Here is a 13234-nt window from a genome sequence, read left to right as displayed (position 1 = left end):
CGTCTCAGCACCCCGCTCCCGGAACCGGCAGGCATACGTCCGGCCGATGGACGGTGAGCCCGCTCTGGTCGATCAGCGCCCGCCCATCGGGTCCGGCCAGCGCGGCGAGTGCTTCGAGGGTGTGACGCCACTGCCCGAGTACGGCGTCGGTGGAGGCGAGTAGTTCCCTGCCCAGGTCCGCGCTCTGCTCGAGCGGAAAGAACAGCGGTTCCAGGGTTTCGGAGTACGGGCCGGCGAGGAAGTCGAACAGCAGACCGACGACCGCGGTGACCTTGTCGGCGAAGATCTCCACTTCCGAGCGGGCCGCGACGATCTGCGGCCCGAGGACGGCGTAGGCGCGGACCACCTCGGTGGCGAGGACCTGGTTGTCGTGGACGGTGGACAGGTACTCGTTGGACAGTTCAAGCAGGCCCTGCACCTGGTCGCGCTGCGCGGCCATCGCGCCGATCACCGCACCCAGCGCGGATACCGCCTCGCGCACCGTGCCCGGCGTGTCGGTGAGCGCGCCCGAGGCCGCGTCGAGGGTGGTGCGCAGTGATCGGGTGTCGACCTGCTCGGTGATCTGCACGCTCTCGCCGATGAGGTCGCCGATGACGTAGGGCAGTCGCGCGCGTTCGGCGGGTATCGGTCCGCGCAAGGGTTTTTCGCCTGCGGGCAGCAGGGCCAGATACAGGCCGCCGACCGGGGTCAGCATACGGATATCGGCGGCCGTGCGGTCGCCGATACGCTGGTCGGCGTCGACGGTGAACGCGACTTCGACGTTGCCGTCGCGCAATTGGACCGAGGTCACCCTGCCGACCGGAACCCCGGCGATGCGCACCCCGTCACCGGCGCTCAGACCCGCCGTCTCCGGAAGCAGCAGCCGGTAGGCCGAACTGCCGGGCGGATTCGCGTAGAGCGCGCCGACGCCGGCGAAAGCGATCGCGAGGACGATCACACTCGCCAGCGCCCACACGGTCTGCGCGCGGGGGGAGATCTCCTCGCCGCCGAAGGACAGCGACGGTCGTCTGGTTCCGGCTCGCGCGGGCATCAGTGACTCCCCTCGCAGACGGTCAGCCGCCTGCCGTGCAGCAGGATCGAGGCGGCGACGGGCGGGGCGAAGGTGCCGTCAGAACATCGTCGGGTCGGTTCGGATTTCGGGATCAGGGCGTTGAGCGATTCGAGCACCCCCGGCAGGGCCGACAGCGACCGCACCGCCTCGGCGGTGTCCGGGATGGCTTGGCGGATGCGCTCGGTGAGCGCGTCGGAGCTGTCGCGGGCGCCGAGCAGCAGTCGGCTCAACGCTTCGGCGGTGCGCACGATCTCGGTCATCTCCACCGATCCCTTCTGCATGAGGCTCAGGAACTCCTCCATCCGGCTCGCCACCGGCATGAAGATGGAGTGAAAGACCCGCAGGATGTTCTGCAGGTTCTCCGAGCGGCCCCGGAGTTTGTGGGACAGGTCGTCCAGATTCGCCACGATGGTGGTGATGACCGCGGTCCGGTCCTCGGCGTAGGAGGCCAGCGCGCCCAGATCGCGCAGCACCGGGGCCATATCGCCGCCGCCGCCCTCGATCATCGCCACCAGATTCCGCGCGAATCGGTTGTACACCTGCGGATCCGCTTCGCGCAGCAGCGGACGCAGGCCGTTGAAGACGGTGGTGATGTCGAAGGAATCGATGGTGTCGCGCACCGTCTCGCGCGGGTCCCGCGGCGGGCCCGGCGCGTCGGCGGGCAGTACGGCCAGATAGCGCTGGCCGGTGAGGTTCTGGAATCGGATGGCCAACTGATCGCCCTCGCGCAACCGGTGTTCGGTGAGCAGCGTGAGTCGAACGAGCGCCCGATGATCGGCGGTGAGCGAGATATCGGTGATCTTGCCGACCTGTACGCCCCGCACCCGGACGTCGGCGTCGTCCTGCAGCCCGAATACGTCACCGAATTCCGCTCGGTAGGTGAGGGTTTCGCCGCCGACGGGCCGGGTGATCGCCTGCACTACCAGCGCCAGGATGGCGATCACCGCGAGGAGTAGCGCGAGCAGGCGCGCCGCGGCGGCACGGGGTGTTCTCATCGCGCTGCCCCTCCGGTGGCTCGCAGGGGCAGCCCGAAGGCGGGCACACTATCGATCAGGATCTCCACATCGAGCACAACGCCGTCGCCGGACGAACGCAGTGCGCCGTCGATACCCGCGCTGAGATCGGCGACCTGCGCGGGAGTGACTCCGCGCATGGCTTGATTCAGCGGAATCAGCATGTCCAGCAACATGTCCACCGCGCCGGAGGTGGGACCGAGCGCGCCGACGAGTTGTCCGGCGAAGGCGAACACGAGGTTCGACACCTCGGAGATGGTGTCGGACGCCTGTCGGATGTGACGGTCGTCGTCGAGTTCGTCGACCGAGGCGAGCGCGGTCAGGATATTCAGGGCCGACGGCGTGAACGCGGCCGCTCCTTCGGTGGCGTCGGCCACGTCCGGGATCGCCTGATCCAGCGAGACCCGTTGTGTGCGTTGCCAGGTGCGCGCCAGTAGCAGCGCCGATCCGAGCAGGGGCGCGCCCGCCTCGGTCAGTGCGGCCGCGTCTTCGAGCGAAGTCGCGAGCGTCGGGGTCAGCACGTCGGCGACGGCGCGGCCGGATTCGCGCAGAATGCCGGTGACGGTGAAGTTGTCGACGTGGTCGCCGACATCGAGGACCATGCCCTCGGTCAGCGGTACTCCGCCCGCCATCGGCACCAGTTCCAGCGCGGTCGCGCCGAACAGATTCGCCGAGACGAAGCGGATCTGCGTCGTGGTGCTCAGCTCGGTCAGCCGGGGCGCTTCGATGCTCACCCGCACCCGCCGCCGGTCCGGGCCGACCGGGGTGACGTCGACAACCGAGCCGATCGTGCGCCCGCGCAACCGGACCGAGGTGTCGACACCGACACCGTCGCCGAGGCTGACCGCGACGATGTCGAATGCCGCCTGTCCCTCCCGGTTCGGCTCGATCGTGCGCCATGCCGCGGCCAGGAGCACCGCCAGTACCGCCAGCATCACCACCCCGCGCCATCGCAGGCCGCCCCGCGCGGGACCTCGTTCGGCGAACCGCATCGCACGACTCATGGATCGCTCACCCCCCGAATCCGATGCCGGTGTCGAAACCCCACATGACGATGGTCAGCGCCATATCCGCGGTGGCGATCAGCACCAGGCTCGCGCGGATCGCCCGGCCCGAGGCGACCCCGACGCCCTCGGGCCCACCGGTCGCGTAGAAACCCTGATAGGCGTGTACACAAGTGACTATCAGGACGAAGACGACGACCTTGATCAGCGAATACACGAGATCGCGCGGCTCGACGAACATCTGGAAGTAGTGCTCGAAGGAGCCCGCGGCCTGGCCGTGCGCGACGGTGACAGTGAGACGGGTGGTGAGGAAGCCGAGCGCGAGTGCGATCAGATAGGTCGGCACGACGGTGATCACCGCGGCGAGCAGTCGGGTGGACACCACATACGGGATCGGCTCGATGGCCTGGGCCTCGAGCGCGTCGATCTCCTCGGCGATGCGCATGGCGCCGATTTCGGCGGTCATGCGGCACCCGGCCTGCGCGGCGAATCCGACGGCGGCGATGAGCGGCGCCAGTTCGCGCGGATTCGCCAGTGCCGACATGGCACCGGCCAGCGGCCCCATTCCGAGGGTGTCCAGTGCGGTGATGCCGACCAGGCCGATCATCGCGCCCGCCACGACGCCCATCACGACGAGCACCGGGGCGACGCCGCCGCCGACGATCACCGAACGCCCGTTGCCCCACGCCAGATCGGTGAATACGGCGACGACCTGTTTGCGGTAGCGGCGTAGGGCCCACCCGGTGCCGGTGCAGGCGGCGACGCCGAAGCGGAGCTGGAAACCCAACTCCTCCAACGGAGCCCACATCCGATTCGGCCGCAGGGTCCAGCGCAGCCCGCGCGGCCGGTAGGTCGAGGGGCGCGTGGTCCACTGCCCGCCGGGCGCGGCCATCACAGTAGTCCCGTCGGGACGAACAGCAGCACGATCTGCGTGATGATCAGATTCACCACCAGGCAGGCGAGCAGACCGAGTACCACCGCGGCGTTCACGCAGTCGGCCACACCTTTCGGTCCGCCCTGCGCCTGCAGTCCGCGCTGGCTGGCGATCACGGCGACGAGGTATCCGAAGACCGCCGACTTGCCGAGGCAGATGACCAGATCGGTGACGCGAGCGAAGCTGCCGAACGACAACCAGTAGGAACCCGGCGCGACCCCCTGCCCCACCGAGGCGACGAGAAAGCTGGCAAGGATGCTCATCAGGATGACCACCACCGCCAGCATCGGCGCCACCACCGTCATCGCGAGCACTCGCGGCGCGACCAATCGCCGATGCGGGTCGATGCCCATGGTGCGCAACGCATCGATCTCCTCGCGGATCGTGCGGGCGCCGAGATCAGAGGCTATCGCCGACGCGCCCGCCCCGCCCACCAGCAGCGCGGCCGCCAGTGGTGCGATCTGCTGCATGACGCCCATGCCGCCGACCGCACCCGCCATCGATCCCGCGCCGACGTTCTCGGTGAGACTGCCGACCTGCACGGCGATCACCACCCCCATGGGCAGCGAGATCAGAATGGCGGGCAGCAGCGCCACCGAGGCGAAGAACCACGCCTGCACCAGCGCCTCGCGCGCCGGGAAATGTCCGGTAGTCAGATCGGCGATCAGCAGGACGGTGGAGCGTACGCCGAGCCGGACCGTGCGGCCGAATGTGCGTGTGCTGGAAAGGGTTCGCTCCCACAGGGCGCCCGCGACGCCGGGGCGGCTGCCCCAGGTGCGGTCCGACGGCCACGCGACCATCGACGTGTGCTGATCCGACACGTCCACTCCTCGAACGAGATCCGATCGCCACCTGTGCGTCGCCGGTCGAGCGAGAAGCCGAGGGGGAGGCGCGGATTGATAGTTGAGTGTGCATCAGACTATCAATCCAGGAACCAATTCGCAGGCGAATGGATACGAATGATCGGCCGAAACCATACGAAGACTCACGATGATCGGCCGTGCGCTGTCGTGAAGGTGGGTGGTCGCGACGATCGGCCGAACGACGAGGTATCGGACGCTGGCGTATTCGCGGGGTGTTGTCATTTCAGTCCTTGTCGCGGTGCCGCGGTTGGTTGAGGACTGGCAGCAGATAGCGGATGCGGGTATCGATTTCGGCGGCGGTGGCCTGGAAGATCGGGTAGCTGTCCGCGTCGGTGTCACCTGATGCGGCCGGGTCGGGGACGCTCCAGTGGATGTACAAATACATCAAATGAGCTTGATCTGATTGACCGGATTGGGTCTACGACAGGAGTGCGGTGTCCAAGACAAACCGGACAGACACGCCCGACGAGCTGGCTCGCAGCGTGGGGGTGACCGATGCTGTCGTGATCGGGCTCGGTTCCATGATCGGGGCGGGAATTTTCGCCGCCCTGGCCCCAGCGGCGCGGGCGGCGGGATCGGGGCTGTTGCTCGGGCTGGCGATAGCGGCCGTGGTGGCCTACTGCAATGCGACGTCGTCGGCGCGGTTGGCCGCCCGGTATCCGGCCTCCGGCGGCACCTATGTCTACGGGCGCGAACGGCTCGGCGAGTTCTGGGGGTATGTGGCGGGGTGGTGTTTCGTCGTCGGCAAGACCGCGTCCTGTGCGGCGATGGCGCTGACGGTCGGCGCGTACGCGTGGCCCGAGCACACCACCGCCGTCGCTGTCGCGGCGGTCGTCGCGTTGACGGGGGTGAACTACCGCGGCATACAGAAGTCGGCGCTGTTGACCCGGGTGATCGTGTCGATCGTGCTGGCCGTACTCGCCGCGGCGGTTGTCGCGGCATTCACCTCCGAAACCGCCGACGTGGCACGGCTGGAATTCGGTTCCGACATCACGGTTTCGGGGGTGATGCAGGCGGCGGGTCTGTTGTTCTTCGCCTTCGCCGGATACGCGCGGATCGCCACGCTCGGTGAGGAGGTGCGCGACCCGGCGCGCACGATACCCCGCGCGATTCCGCTCGCCCTCGCAATCGCGTTGCTCGTGTACGCGGTGGTCGTGGCCGCGGCGCTGACGGTGCTGGGGCCGCGGGGATTGTCCGAGGCGAGCGCACCGCTGTCGGGCATGGTGCGGGCAGCCGGTGCGGGCTGGCTGGAACCGGTGGTGCGGGTCGGAGCCGTCGTCGCCGCGCTGGGATCGCTGCTGGCATTGATCCTCGGCGTCTCGCGCACGACATTGGCGATGGCCCGCGACCGGCACCTGCCGCACACCCTGGCGGCGGTGCACCCCCGGTTCGCGGTGCCGCACCGCGCTGAGATCGCCGTCGGCGTCATCGTCGCCGTGGCTGCCGCGACCGCCGATATCCGTGTCGCGATCGGATTCTCTTCTTTCGGCGTGCTGCTCTACTACGCCGTCGCCAACGCGTCCGCGTGGACACTGACCGCGTCCGAGGGCCGCCCGGCCAGGGCGATCCCGGTGATCGGGTTGCTCGGATGCCTGACGCTCGCCTTCACACTGCCGCTGACCTCGGTGCTCGCCGGTGCTGGGGTCGTCGCCATCGGCGCCGCGATCTACACCGTCCGCCGCAAGTTCAGCACCGGTTCGCCCGGGCGAGGCCGAGGCCGCCGAGAACCGTGCTGATCAGTCCGACCACCAAGGCCACGTAGGCACCGCCCAGCCCGTTGCCGGTGCCGACACCACCGTCGGAAGTGGCGACAACCAGCCCTCCGATGGCCATGCCTATCGGCCCCGCCACCACTGCCACGACGGCCCCGTTGCCGTTGCCGAAACGACCGGTGGAGCGGGCCAGGGCCAGACCGCCGATGATCACGCCGGTCAGCCCGACCAGTGTCGCCACGATGGCCCCGAGTCGCCCCGAGCTCAAGGTGCCGACGCCGGCGGCGGCGGGCTGGACCGAGGCGTGCGCGGCCGTAGGTGTGGCAAGCGCGAAACCACCGAGCATGGCTGCGACGGCGGCAAGCCGGTGACGTATGGACATGAGGTGCTCCCTCTATCGAACGAATGAACGTTCCTCGATCGTGCTCGTCGGCCGCCCGCCGAACATCGTGCAGCCATGGGCAATTCACGCTGCCGTGGTTGCCGCAACCGACTACCGTGGATGGTGTAGAGGCTGCGAGAAGTACCGCGTGTGCGGTACGCGGCCCATCATCCGGGCGCCGGATTCGCCGCCGCGAAAATCCGGTTATGGTGCACCCATGAGCCAGGGACGTATCGGCGATGGGGCGATCGCCGTCGCGGTCGCGGCGATCCTGCTGGCCACCGGGCTGTCCAAACAACACACCGCCGCGAATCTCGACCCGCTGGGCTACGCGTTGTTGGTAACCGGCGGTCTGGCGCTGGCCGCGCGGCGTTGGGCTCCGGTCACCGTGCTGGCCGTGACCGGGTTGTGCGCGCTGGGATACCAAGCCCTCGGTTTCGACGTGCCCGCCGTCGCGTTCCTGTTCGCGGTGTATGCCGCAGTGCGGGCGGGACACCGCGGGATCACCGTGGCGGCGTCGGTGATCTTGCTGCTCACCCTCCCGCTCGCGGCCCTGGTATCCCTGCACGAGATGGGTGAGGCGCTCGCGCGGGCCAGGGACTCCCTCGAACTGGCCTGGCTGATCGCCGCCGGTGCGGCGGGGGAGGCACTGCGGCAGGCCGAGCGGCGGGCGGACGAGGCCGAGCGCACCAGGGAGGAGACCGCGCGGCGCCGCGCCGACGAGGAGCGGCTCCATATCGCGCGGGAGTTGCACGATTCGCTCACCCACCAGATCTCGGTCATCAAGGTGCAGTCCGAAGCCGCCGTCCACGTGGCCCGCAAGCGGGGCGAAGAGGTGCCGGAGGCCCTGCTGGTGATCCGGGATGCCGGTCGTGAGGCGGCCAGGGAACTGCGCGCGACCCTCGAGGCGCTGCGCGATGACAACAAGAGCCCGCCGCAAGGGCTCGCCGACATCCCGGACCTGGTGCGACGGGCCCGTACCTCCGGTCTGGACGCGACACTGACGATCGAAGGACAACGCCGGGATGTGCCGGCCGCGGTGGACCGGACCGGCTACCGGATCATCCAGGAATCCCTGACCAACATCGCCAAGCACGCCGGGGCCGAGACCGCGACGGTCCGGATCGACTACCGCTCCGACGCCCTGGTCATCCGGGTCGACGACGACGGCAGGGCCACCTCGGACACCGCACCGGTGCCCGGTGTCGGGTTGCTGGGGATGCGCGAACGGGTCACCGCTCTCGGCGGTCGCCTGCGGGCGGCGCCGCGCGGCGAGGGCGGCTTCTGCGTACGGGCCGAACTACCGGTGGACTCAGCGTCATGATCCGTGTCCTGCTGGTCGACGACCAGCCGCTCATTCGCAGCGGATTCCGCGCGCTGCTCGACCTCGAGGATGACATCGAGGTGGTGGCCGAGGCCGCCGACGGGAACGAGGGCCTGGCGCTGGCCAGGCAACACCTGCCCGACATCGCGCTCATCGACATTCAGATGCCGGTCATCGACGGTATCGAGGCGACCCGCCGCATCGCCGAGGACCCGGCCCTGGCCGGGGTGCACGTCGTCATCCTGACCAACTACGGCTTGGACGAGCACGTCTTCAACGCGTTGCGCGCCGGCGCGGCCGGATTCCTCGTCAAGGACATCGAGCCGGAGGATTTCCTGCACGCCGTACGCGTCGCCGCACGCGGCGACGCGCTGCTCGCGCCGTCGATCACCCGCCGACTGATCGACCGGTACGTCACCCAGCCGCTCGACACCGGCACCGGCGCGGGGCTGAAGGAACTGACCAATCGCGAACGCGAGGCCGTAGCCCTGGCCGCGCGAGGGCTGTCCAACGACGAGATCGCCGACCGGATGGTGATCAGCCCGCTGACAGCGAAAACCCATATCAATCGAGCCATGACCAAGCTCCACGCCCGCGACCGCGCCCAACTCGTCGTTCTCGCCTACGAATCCGGCCTGGTAACCGTCGGGACGCGATGGAAGTGAGAGCCTCGGGATCTCGTACCTACGCGGAGTGGGCGACCAGTACCGGGCAGTGGGCGTGCTGGACCAAGAAGTTGCTGGTGGAACCGAGTAACAGGCCGGTGAACCCGCCGCGTCCGCGATTGCCGACGACCACCAATTGGGCGGATCTCGACCATTGCGTCAATTGCTGTGTCGGCCCGGCCAGATACACCTTGCGGGTGATCGCGACATCGGGGTATTTCTCCTGCCATCCGGCCAGGCGCTCGGCGAGGATGGCGGCCTCCGCGGTCTCCATCTGGTTCGCGTCGATTGCCAGGGATTGTTCGCCCGCGAATTTGCCTGCGTCCCAGTCGCTCCAGGAGTGCACCGCGACAAGTTCGGCGCCGCGCAGGGAGGCCTCGGCGAATGCTGCCGCGATCGCGGCTTCGCTGACGGGACTGCCGTCGATGCCGACCACGACCGGGCCGTCGTGGCGAAGATTCTGCTCTGTGCCGGTGGCGCGGACGACGACGGTGGAACCGTGTCCGTGACTGGTCACCGCGAGCAGTGTCGAGCCCAGGTGCGCGAAGGTACCCGCGTTGCCGGTGGCGCCGAGCACCACCAGGTGTGCGGTCTTCGAGTGATCGATCAGCAGGCGGGCGGGTGAGTCGTCGGAGATCTCGGTATCGACCTCGAGTTGGGGCGCGACCTGTCGGGCCACCGCGGCCGCGTTCGCGAGAACCGTTGTGCCGTGGGCGCGAACCGCGTCGATGACCGAAGGTGTCATGACGTCATGGCTGCCCGCCGTCGAGCTCACCATCAGGAGATCGATTCCGTACACGATATGCAGTGGGCGGTGGCGCTGCCCGGCGGTCTCGGCTGCCCAGCGCAGGGCCAGATCGCTACCTTCGGAACCGTTGACGCCGACCACGATCGGGGCCGACTGCTGCGAATCCGGGTCGTCTCGGTGGGAATTCACTCGGTGGGAATTCATCTGTGCGGCCTTTCGGGACTCGGGGGTATCGATTTCGGTACTAATCTCGGGGGATTCCGACATGTTTCGGGCTGGTCTCGGACGCGGGGTCCGCACGTCCTCGTCGTACTACGCGCGGGTGTGGCGTGCGGACTCAGGTTCGAGCCGCGTCGGTGGTCGGGACGGCGACGCGTTCGACGCGCTGTTTGATGCCCTGCAACATCTTCCGCTCCATCACCCAACTTCCCGGCTCCATGATCAATCGGTTGAACAGCCGAACCGGAGCGGAGGCGGTCGGTGTCGCGATGCGGTTGCGGCTGACCAACCTGGTTCCGGTGTGCTGCGGGTAGAGCCCGAACGCCCAGACCCAGTTCCCGTCGCTCGAGCTGAACACGAGTGCGCGTTCGGGATCGAGGACGGCCACGCGCATCGTCGGGCCGCTCTTACCGAGTGTGAAAGTGTCACCCACGGTGAGGTTCTGGAATTGGGGCAGGATTTCCTCGGCGCTGTGCATATCCAACCCGAGGAGATTCTCGATCCAGTCGTAGGTGTATGCGCCGCCTCGGCCCGGGCCCAACTGGACCAGCCACGGCCAGATCGCAGGGGGTGCGGCGTCGATGGTGACGGCCCTGGTGGCGACGATGTCCGGCGCGGACAGCAGCTCGTCTCCCGGCATGGTTCGAGTTACCTCGTCGGGCGTCGTGCCCCAGTTCAGGCACCTCTCGCGCAGCAGCACTTGGTAGCCTACCGTCAGGCCGACAAGGTAGGTCCCGAGCCCGATCGCGCACGCGGTGGTCGTCTTCATAGGCATGCCGATCTCACTGTCGATCTTCGGTGATGCGACCGCCGAAGGCGAGCTGATCGCGATCCCAGCGGGCGAGTCTGCGGCGTGTCAGGAGCCCGGTGGCGCCGTGGACCAACAACCATCCGCTCACCCACACACCGACCAAGAGAACTGTTGCCGCGCCGATCCCGGACAGCGCGGCTGCCTCGGGTTCGCGAGGTGTGCTGGTGAGCTTGCCATCGGGCTCCAACCATACCGTCACATGCTCGCCGAGGGTGGCGCTGCGCGGTACGTCGAGCGTGGCAGTGCGGGTTTGCCCGGCGTCGGTCCAGCTGACCGTTGCCTCGGAGTGGCGACCCCGGTCCGTCGGAGCGGCGGTGATCGTAGCCACGACGGCGCTTTTCGTCGCGTGCTCGGTCCGGATCTGTGCGGCATTCGAGGAGTACACCTGGGTGCCGATCGCGCAAGACAGCGGCACCGCGACGACCCCGGCCAGCACCACCACGATGCGGAGGACGGATTCGACGCGGTCGGAAGGCCGCATCAGCGGATTCGAACTCCACGGTCGCATCAACCACATGCGCGCGATTCGAGTCCATGAGTCGTGAAATGTGATGGTCGAGCTGCCAGACATCCCGGGCAACCTCTCCTCGGTAGTTTCGCCAGTCAGCAATTGCGCGTCGCCGAGCGCGTCGGCATCGAGTCCGTGGCCTGGGGGTGGACTCGGCGACCGCGACACCCCAATGGAGCGGGCACACCGCGCACGCAAATCGTCATGGTTGGAGCGTGCCGGACTCGATGGTCGTCGGTGAGAGGAATTCTGCCCCGCAGTCGGGGACCAACGGATTCAACCGTCGACCGCACCGGGGCCGGTCGCCGAACAGGGGTCGTCGTGCCGGGGCGGCCGTATGGCGATACCGTGCGGCGGTGAGTTCACCGGTCAGTCCCCCCGAGATTTTGACGACAGCTGCCGCGCACGCCTATCGCGACGTGCCATCGGCCGCACCCGATGACACCGTCGGCGAGGTACTCGCTCGGATGAGGGGGCGACGGTTCGCCAGTGTCGCTGTGGTCGCGATCTGCGAGGGCGAGCGATTGGCGGGGCTGCTCACGATCGAGAATCTGCTCGCGGCCGACGATCACGCGACGATGGCAGAGGTGATGGATCCCGACCCCCCGACGGTGGCCGGGCATCAGGATCAGGAGCATGCCGTCTGGGAAGCGTTGCGTCACGATGAACCGGGTTTGGCGGTCATCGACGCGGATCGGAACTGGATGGGCGTGATCCCGCCACAGCGGTTGCTCACGGTATTGCTGGGAGAACACGACGAGGATGTCGCGCGGTTGTCGGGTTACCTCGCTTCCACCGCGGGAGCTCGGTCGGCGAGCACCGAATCCGTCGGCCTGAGGCTGTGGCATCGCCTTCCGTGGCTGCTGGTCGGATTGGTCGGCGCGATGCTGGCGGCAGGATTGGTCGACGCTTTTCAAGCGCAACTGGAACGCCAAGTCCTGGTCGCCTTCTTCATCCCCGGAATCGTCTACCTGGCCGATGCGGTCGGTACTCAGACAGAGGCCTTGGTCATCCGCGGCCTGTCCGTCGGGGTAGGGATCAAACGCATTCTCTGGCGCGAATCCGTCACCGGCTTGCTGATCGGCGCGCTGATAGCCGTCGTCGCGTACCCGCTGACCTTGCTGTTCTGGCACGATGCCGCGGTATCCGCGGCGGTAGGTTTGTCGCTGTTGTCGGCTTGTTCGGTTGCCGCCGCGGTGGCGATGGTGTTGCCGTGGTCTTTTTCGAAGTTCGGGGTCGATCCCGCGTTCGGGTCTGGGCCGCTGGCGACGGTGATCCAAGATCTGATATCGATCTTCGTCTACCTGACTGTGAGCTCGATAATCGTCGGTTGAGACCGATCAGGGCTCGACTCCGGTCGTCGCCTTCATTCGATGGGGAATGTCGCGGGGTATTCCCCGCGAAGTACGGCGTTGATGCGCTCGGGTAGGACTTCGAAGACGTGGTCGAGTTGGCCCGGCGAAAACAGTTGTGCGAGGGCGGTGGTCACCGCGCCGGCCAGGGCGGGCACTTCTGCCGGGTCGATTTCTGCCGTGGCGGCGAACTGGGCTACGAAAGAATCCAGGTCGTGCGGTTTCGGGACACCCGCGGGCTTCCAGCCTTCGTAGAACAGTCCGCGAAAGAGTTCGGGAAGCTGAGCGCTCAAGTGCGCGGAGTTGACCACCGGCAGGTGGTCGCGCACCGTGTGCAGCCATGCCCGCACGAGTCGATAGGCGAACGCCGGGTCCTCGGTGCCGACGGCGACGACGATATCGCTGAGCCAATCGTGTGCTCGACGTAACGCTGGGGCGAATGGGTCTGTCGAATACATCGAGGTCTCCTTATCGCGGGATGGCGGCGCGCCGCCCACGGTCGGGACGACTGTGGGCGGCGCGGTGCGGATCATGTGCTGACGGTGAGTGTGTCTCCGTTGGTGTCGAGGTTGATTTTGACGGTGTCGCCGTCGGTGATGTCGCCGGCGAGTAGTGCTTTGGCGAGGGTGTCGCCGATGGATTGTTGGA

General features: G+C 67.8%; 15 protein-coding genes. 4 read left to right on the top strand and 11 right to left on the bottom strand.

Annotation, left to right across the window (positions count from 1 at the left end; all coding sequences use genetic code 11):
• Nucleotides 1–4 precede the first annotated feature (4 nt).
• The 6 genes from ABZS43_RS23690 to ABZS43_RS23665 all read right to left on the bottom strand — a co-directional run bounded on the left by ABZS43_RS23690 (nt 5) and on the right by ABZS43_RS23665 (nt 5250).
• Nucleotides 5–1030 carry an MlaD family protein gene (locus tag ABZS43_RS23690; protein WP_355038127.1) on the bottom strand — a complete coding sequence of 342 codons (1026 nt, stop codon included), beginning with the start codon at nt 1028–1030 and terminating at the stop codon, nt 5–7.
• On the bottom strand, nt 1030–2046 hold the full coding sequence (locus tag ABZS43_RS23685) for an MlaD family protein (protein ID WP_355038126.1): 1017 nt from the start codon (nt 2044–2046) through the stop codon (nt 1030–1032). The genes ABZS43_RS23690 and ABZS43_RS23685 overlap by 1 nt, the downstream gene beginning before the upstream one ends.
• On the bottom strand, nt 2043–3068 hold the full coding sequence (locus tag ABZS43_RS23680; protein ID WP_355038125.1) for an MlaD family protein: 1026 nt from the start codon (nt 3066–3068) through the stop codon (nt 2043–2045). Before ABZS43_RS23680 ends, ABZS43_RS23685 begins: the two co-directional genes overlap by 4 nt.
• A 7-nt stretch (nt 3069–3075) precedes the next feature.
• A complete protein-coding gene (locus tag ABZS43_RS23675) occupies nt 3076–3960 on the bottom strand; it encodes an ABC transporter permease (RefSeq protein ID WP_355038207.1) in 885 nt (294 codons plus the stop codon).
• Nucleotides 3960–4823: an ABC transporter permease gene (locus tag ABZS43_RS23670; protein ID WP_355038124.1), complete on the bottom strand. Its 864-nt coding sequence runs from the start codon at nt 4821–4823 to the stop codon at nt 3960–3962. Before ABZS43_RS23670 ends, ABZS43_RS23675 begins: the two co-directional genes overlap by 1 nt.
• Nucleotides 4824–5088: 265 nt before the next feature.
• Complete coding sequence (locus tag ABZS43_RS23665; RefSeq protein ID WP_355038123.1) at nt 5089–5250, bottom strand: hypothetical protein; 162 nt, start codon at nt 5248–5250, stop codon at nt 5089–5091.
• A gap of 49 nt (nt 5251–5299) precedes the next feature.
• On the opposite strand from ABZS43_RS23665, the gene ABZS43_RS23660 reads away from it, so the two are divergent.
• Complete coding sequence (locus ABZS43_RS23660; protein WP_355038122.1) at nt 5300–6601, top strand: APC family permease; 1302 nt, start codon at nt 5300–5302, stop codon at nt 6599–6601.
• Here ABZS43_RS23660 and ABZS43_RS23655 read toward each other — a convergent pair.
• Nucleotides 6552–6959: a DUF6223 family protein gene (locus ABZS43_RS23655; RefSeq protein ID WP_355038121.1), complete on the bottom strand. Its 408-nt coding sequence runs from the start codon at nt 6957–6959 to the stop codon at nt 6552–6554. The two genes, ABZS43_RS23660 and ABZS43_RS23655, sit on opposite strands and share 50 nt — an antisense overlap.
• Before the next feature lie 217 nt (nt 6960–7176).
• Between ABZS43_RS23655 and ABZS43_RS23650 the strand changes: the two genes are divergently transcribed.
• Entirely contained in the window at nt 7177–8283 is a 1107-nt protein-coding gene (locus ABZS43_RS23650; RefSeq protein ID WP_355038120.1) for a histidine kinase, read from the top strand.
• Nucleotides 8280–8948, top strand: coding sequence for a response regulator transcription factor (locus ABZS43_RS23645; protein WP_355038119.1), 669 nt, complete (start codon nt 8280–8282; stop codon nt 8946–8948). Before ABZS43_RS23650 ends, ABZS43_RS23645 begins: the two co-directional genes overlap by 4 nt.
• Nucleotides 8949–8967: 19 nt before the next feature.
• On the opposite strand, the gene ABZS43_RS23640 is transcribed toward ABZS43_RS23645, so the two are convergent.
• From ABZS43_RS23640 to ABZS43_RS23630, 3 genes are all read right to left on the bottom strand, one after another.
• Nucleotides 8968–9900 carry a universal stress protein gene (locus tag ABZS43_RS23640; protein WP_355038118.1) on the bottom strand — a complete coding sequence of 311 codons (933 nt, stop codon included), beginning with the start codon at nt 9898–9900 and terminating at the stop codon, nt 8968–8970.
• 133 nt (nt 9901–10033) lie between these two features.
• Nucleotides 10034–10690 carry an SRPBCC family protein gene (locus ABZS43_RS23635; RefSeq protein WP_355038117.1) on the bottom strand — a complete coding sequence of 219 codons (657 nt, stop codon included), beginning with the start codon at nt 10688–10690 and terminating at the stop codon, nt 10034–10036.
• A gap of 7 nt (nt 10691–10697) precedes the next feature.
• Complete coding sequence (locus ABZS43_RS23630) at nt 10698–11207, bottom strand: hypothetical protein (protein ID WP_355038116.1); 510 nt, start codon at nt 11205–11207, stop codon at nt 10698–10700.
• A 383-nt stretch (nt 11208–11590) separates the two neighbouring features.
• Between ABZS43_RS23630 and ABZS43_RS23625 the strand changes: the two genes are divergently transcribed.
• Nucleotides 11591–12568, top strand: coding sequence for a magnesium transporter (locus ABZS43_RS23625; RefSeq protein ID WP_355038115.1), 978 nt, complete (start codon nt 11591–11593; stop codon nt 12566–12568).
• 32 nt (nt 12569–12600) lie between these two features.
• Here ABZS43_RS23625 and ABZS43_RS23620 read toward each other — a convergent pair whose 3' ends face one another.
• Nucleotides 12601–13044 carry a DUF2267 domain-containing protein gene (locus tag ABZS43_RS23620; RefSeq protein WP_355038114.1) on the bottom strand — a complete coding sequence of 148 codons (444 nt, stop codon included), beginning with the start codon at nt 13042–13044 and terminating at the stop codon, nt 12601–12603.
• Nucleotides 13045–13234: the final 190 nt, after the last annotated feature.

Source organism: Nocardia sp. NPDC005366 (genome assembly GCF_040606855.1).
Taxonomy (GTDB): domain Bacteria; phylum Actinomycetota; class Actinomycetes; order Mycobacteriales; family Mycobacteriaceae; genus Nocardia.
Note: the sequence above shows the minus strand (reverse complement) of the source record. Positions and strands in the feature narration are given on the sequence as shown.

What these genes read in the sequence shown, in the direction of transcription:
- ABZS43_RS23690 (WP_355038127.1), bottom strand. Translation starts at nt 1,030, where the DNA reads ATGCCCGCGCGAGCCGGAACCAGACGACCGTCGCTGTCCTTCGGCGGC.
- ABZS43_RS23685 (WP_355038126.1), bottom strand. Translation starts at nt 2,046, where the DNA reads ATGAGAACACCCCGTGCCGCCGCGGCGCGCCTGCTCGCGCTACTCCTC.
- ABZS43_RS23680 (WP_355038125.1), bottom strand. Translation starts at nt 3,068, where the DNA reads ATGAGTCGTGCGATGCGGTTCGCCGAACGAGGTCCCGCGCGGGGCGGC.
- ABZS43_RS23675 (WP_355038207.1), bottom strand. Translation starts at nt 3,960, where the DNA reads ATGGCCGCGCCCGGCGGGCAGTGGACCACGCGCCCCTCGACCTACCGG.
- ABZS43_RS23665 (WP_355038123.1), bottom strand. Translation starts at nt 5,250, where the DNA reads ATGTATTTGTACATCCACTGGAGCGTCCCCGACCCGGCCGCATCAGGT.
- ABZS43_RS23655 (WP_355038121.1), bottom strand. Translation starts at nt 6,959, where the DNA reads ATGTCCATACGTCACCGGCTTGCCGCCGTCGCAGCCATGCTCGGTGGT.
- ABZS43_RS23650 (WP_355038120.1), top strand. Translation starts at nt 7,177, where the DNA reads ATGAGCCAGGGACGTATCGGCGATGGGGCGATCGCCGTCGCGGTCGCG.
- ABZS43_RS23645 (WP_355038119.1), top strand. Translation starts at nt 8,280, where the DNA reads ATGATCCGTGTCCTGCTGGTCGACGACCAGCCGCTCATTCGCAGCGGA.
- ABZS43_RS23640 (WP_355038118.1), bottom strand. Translation starts at nt 9,900, where the DNA reads ATGAATTCCCACCGAGTGAATTCCCACCGAGACGACCCGGATTCGCAG.
- ABZS43_RS23635 (WP_355038117.1), bottom strand. Translation starts at nt 10,690, where the DNA reads ATGCCTATGAAGACGACCACCGCGTGCGCGATCGGGCTCGGGACCTAC.
- ABZS43_RS23630 (WP_355038116.1), bottom strand. Translation starts at nt 11,207, where the DNA reads ATGCGGCCTTCCGACCGCGTCGAATCCGTCCTCCGCATCGTGGTGGTG.
- ABZS43_RS23620 (WP_355038114.1), bottom strand. Translation starts at nt 13,044, where the DNA reads ATGTATTCGACAGACCCATTCGCCCCAGCGTTACGTCGAGCACACGAT.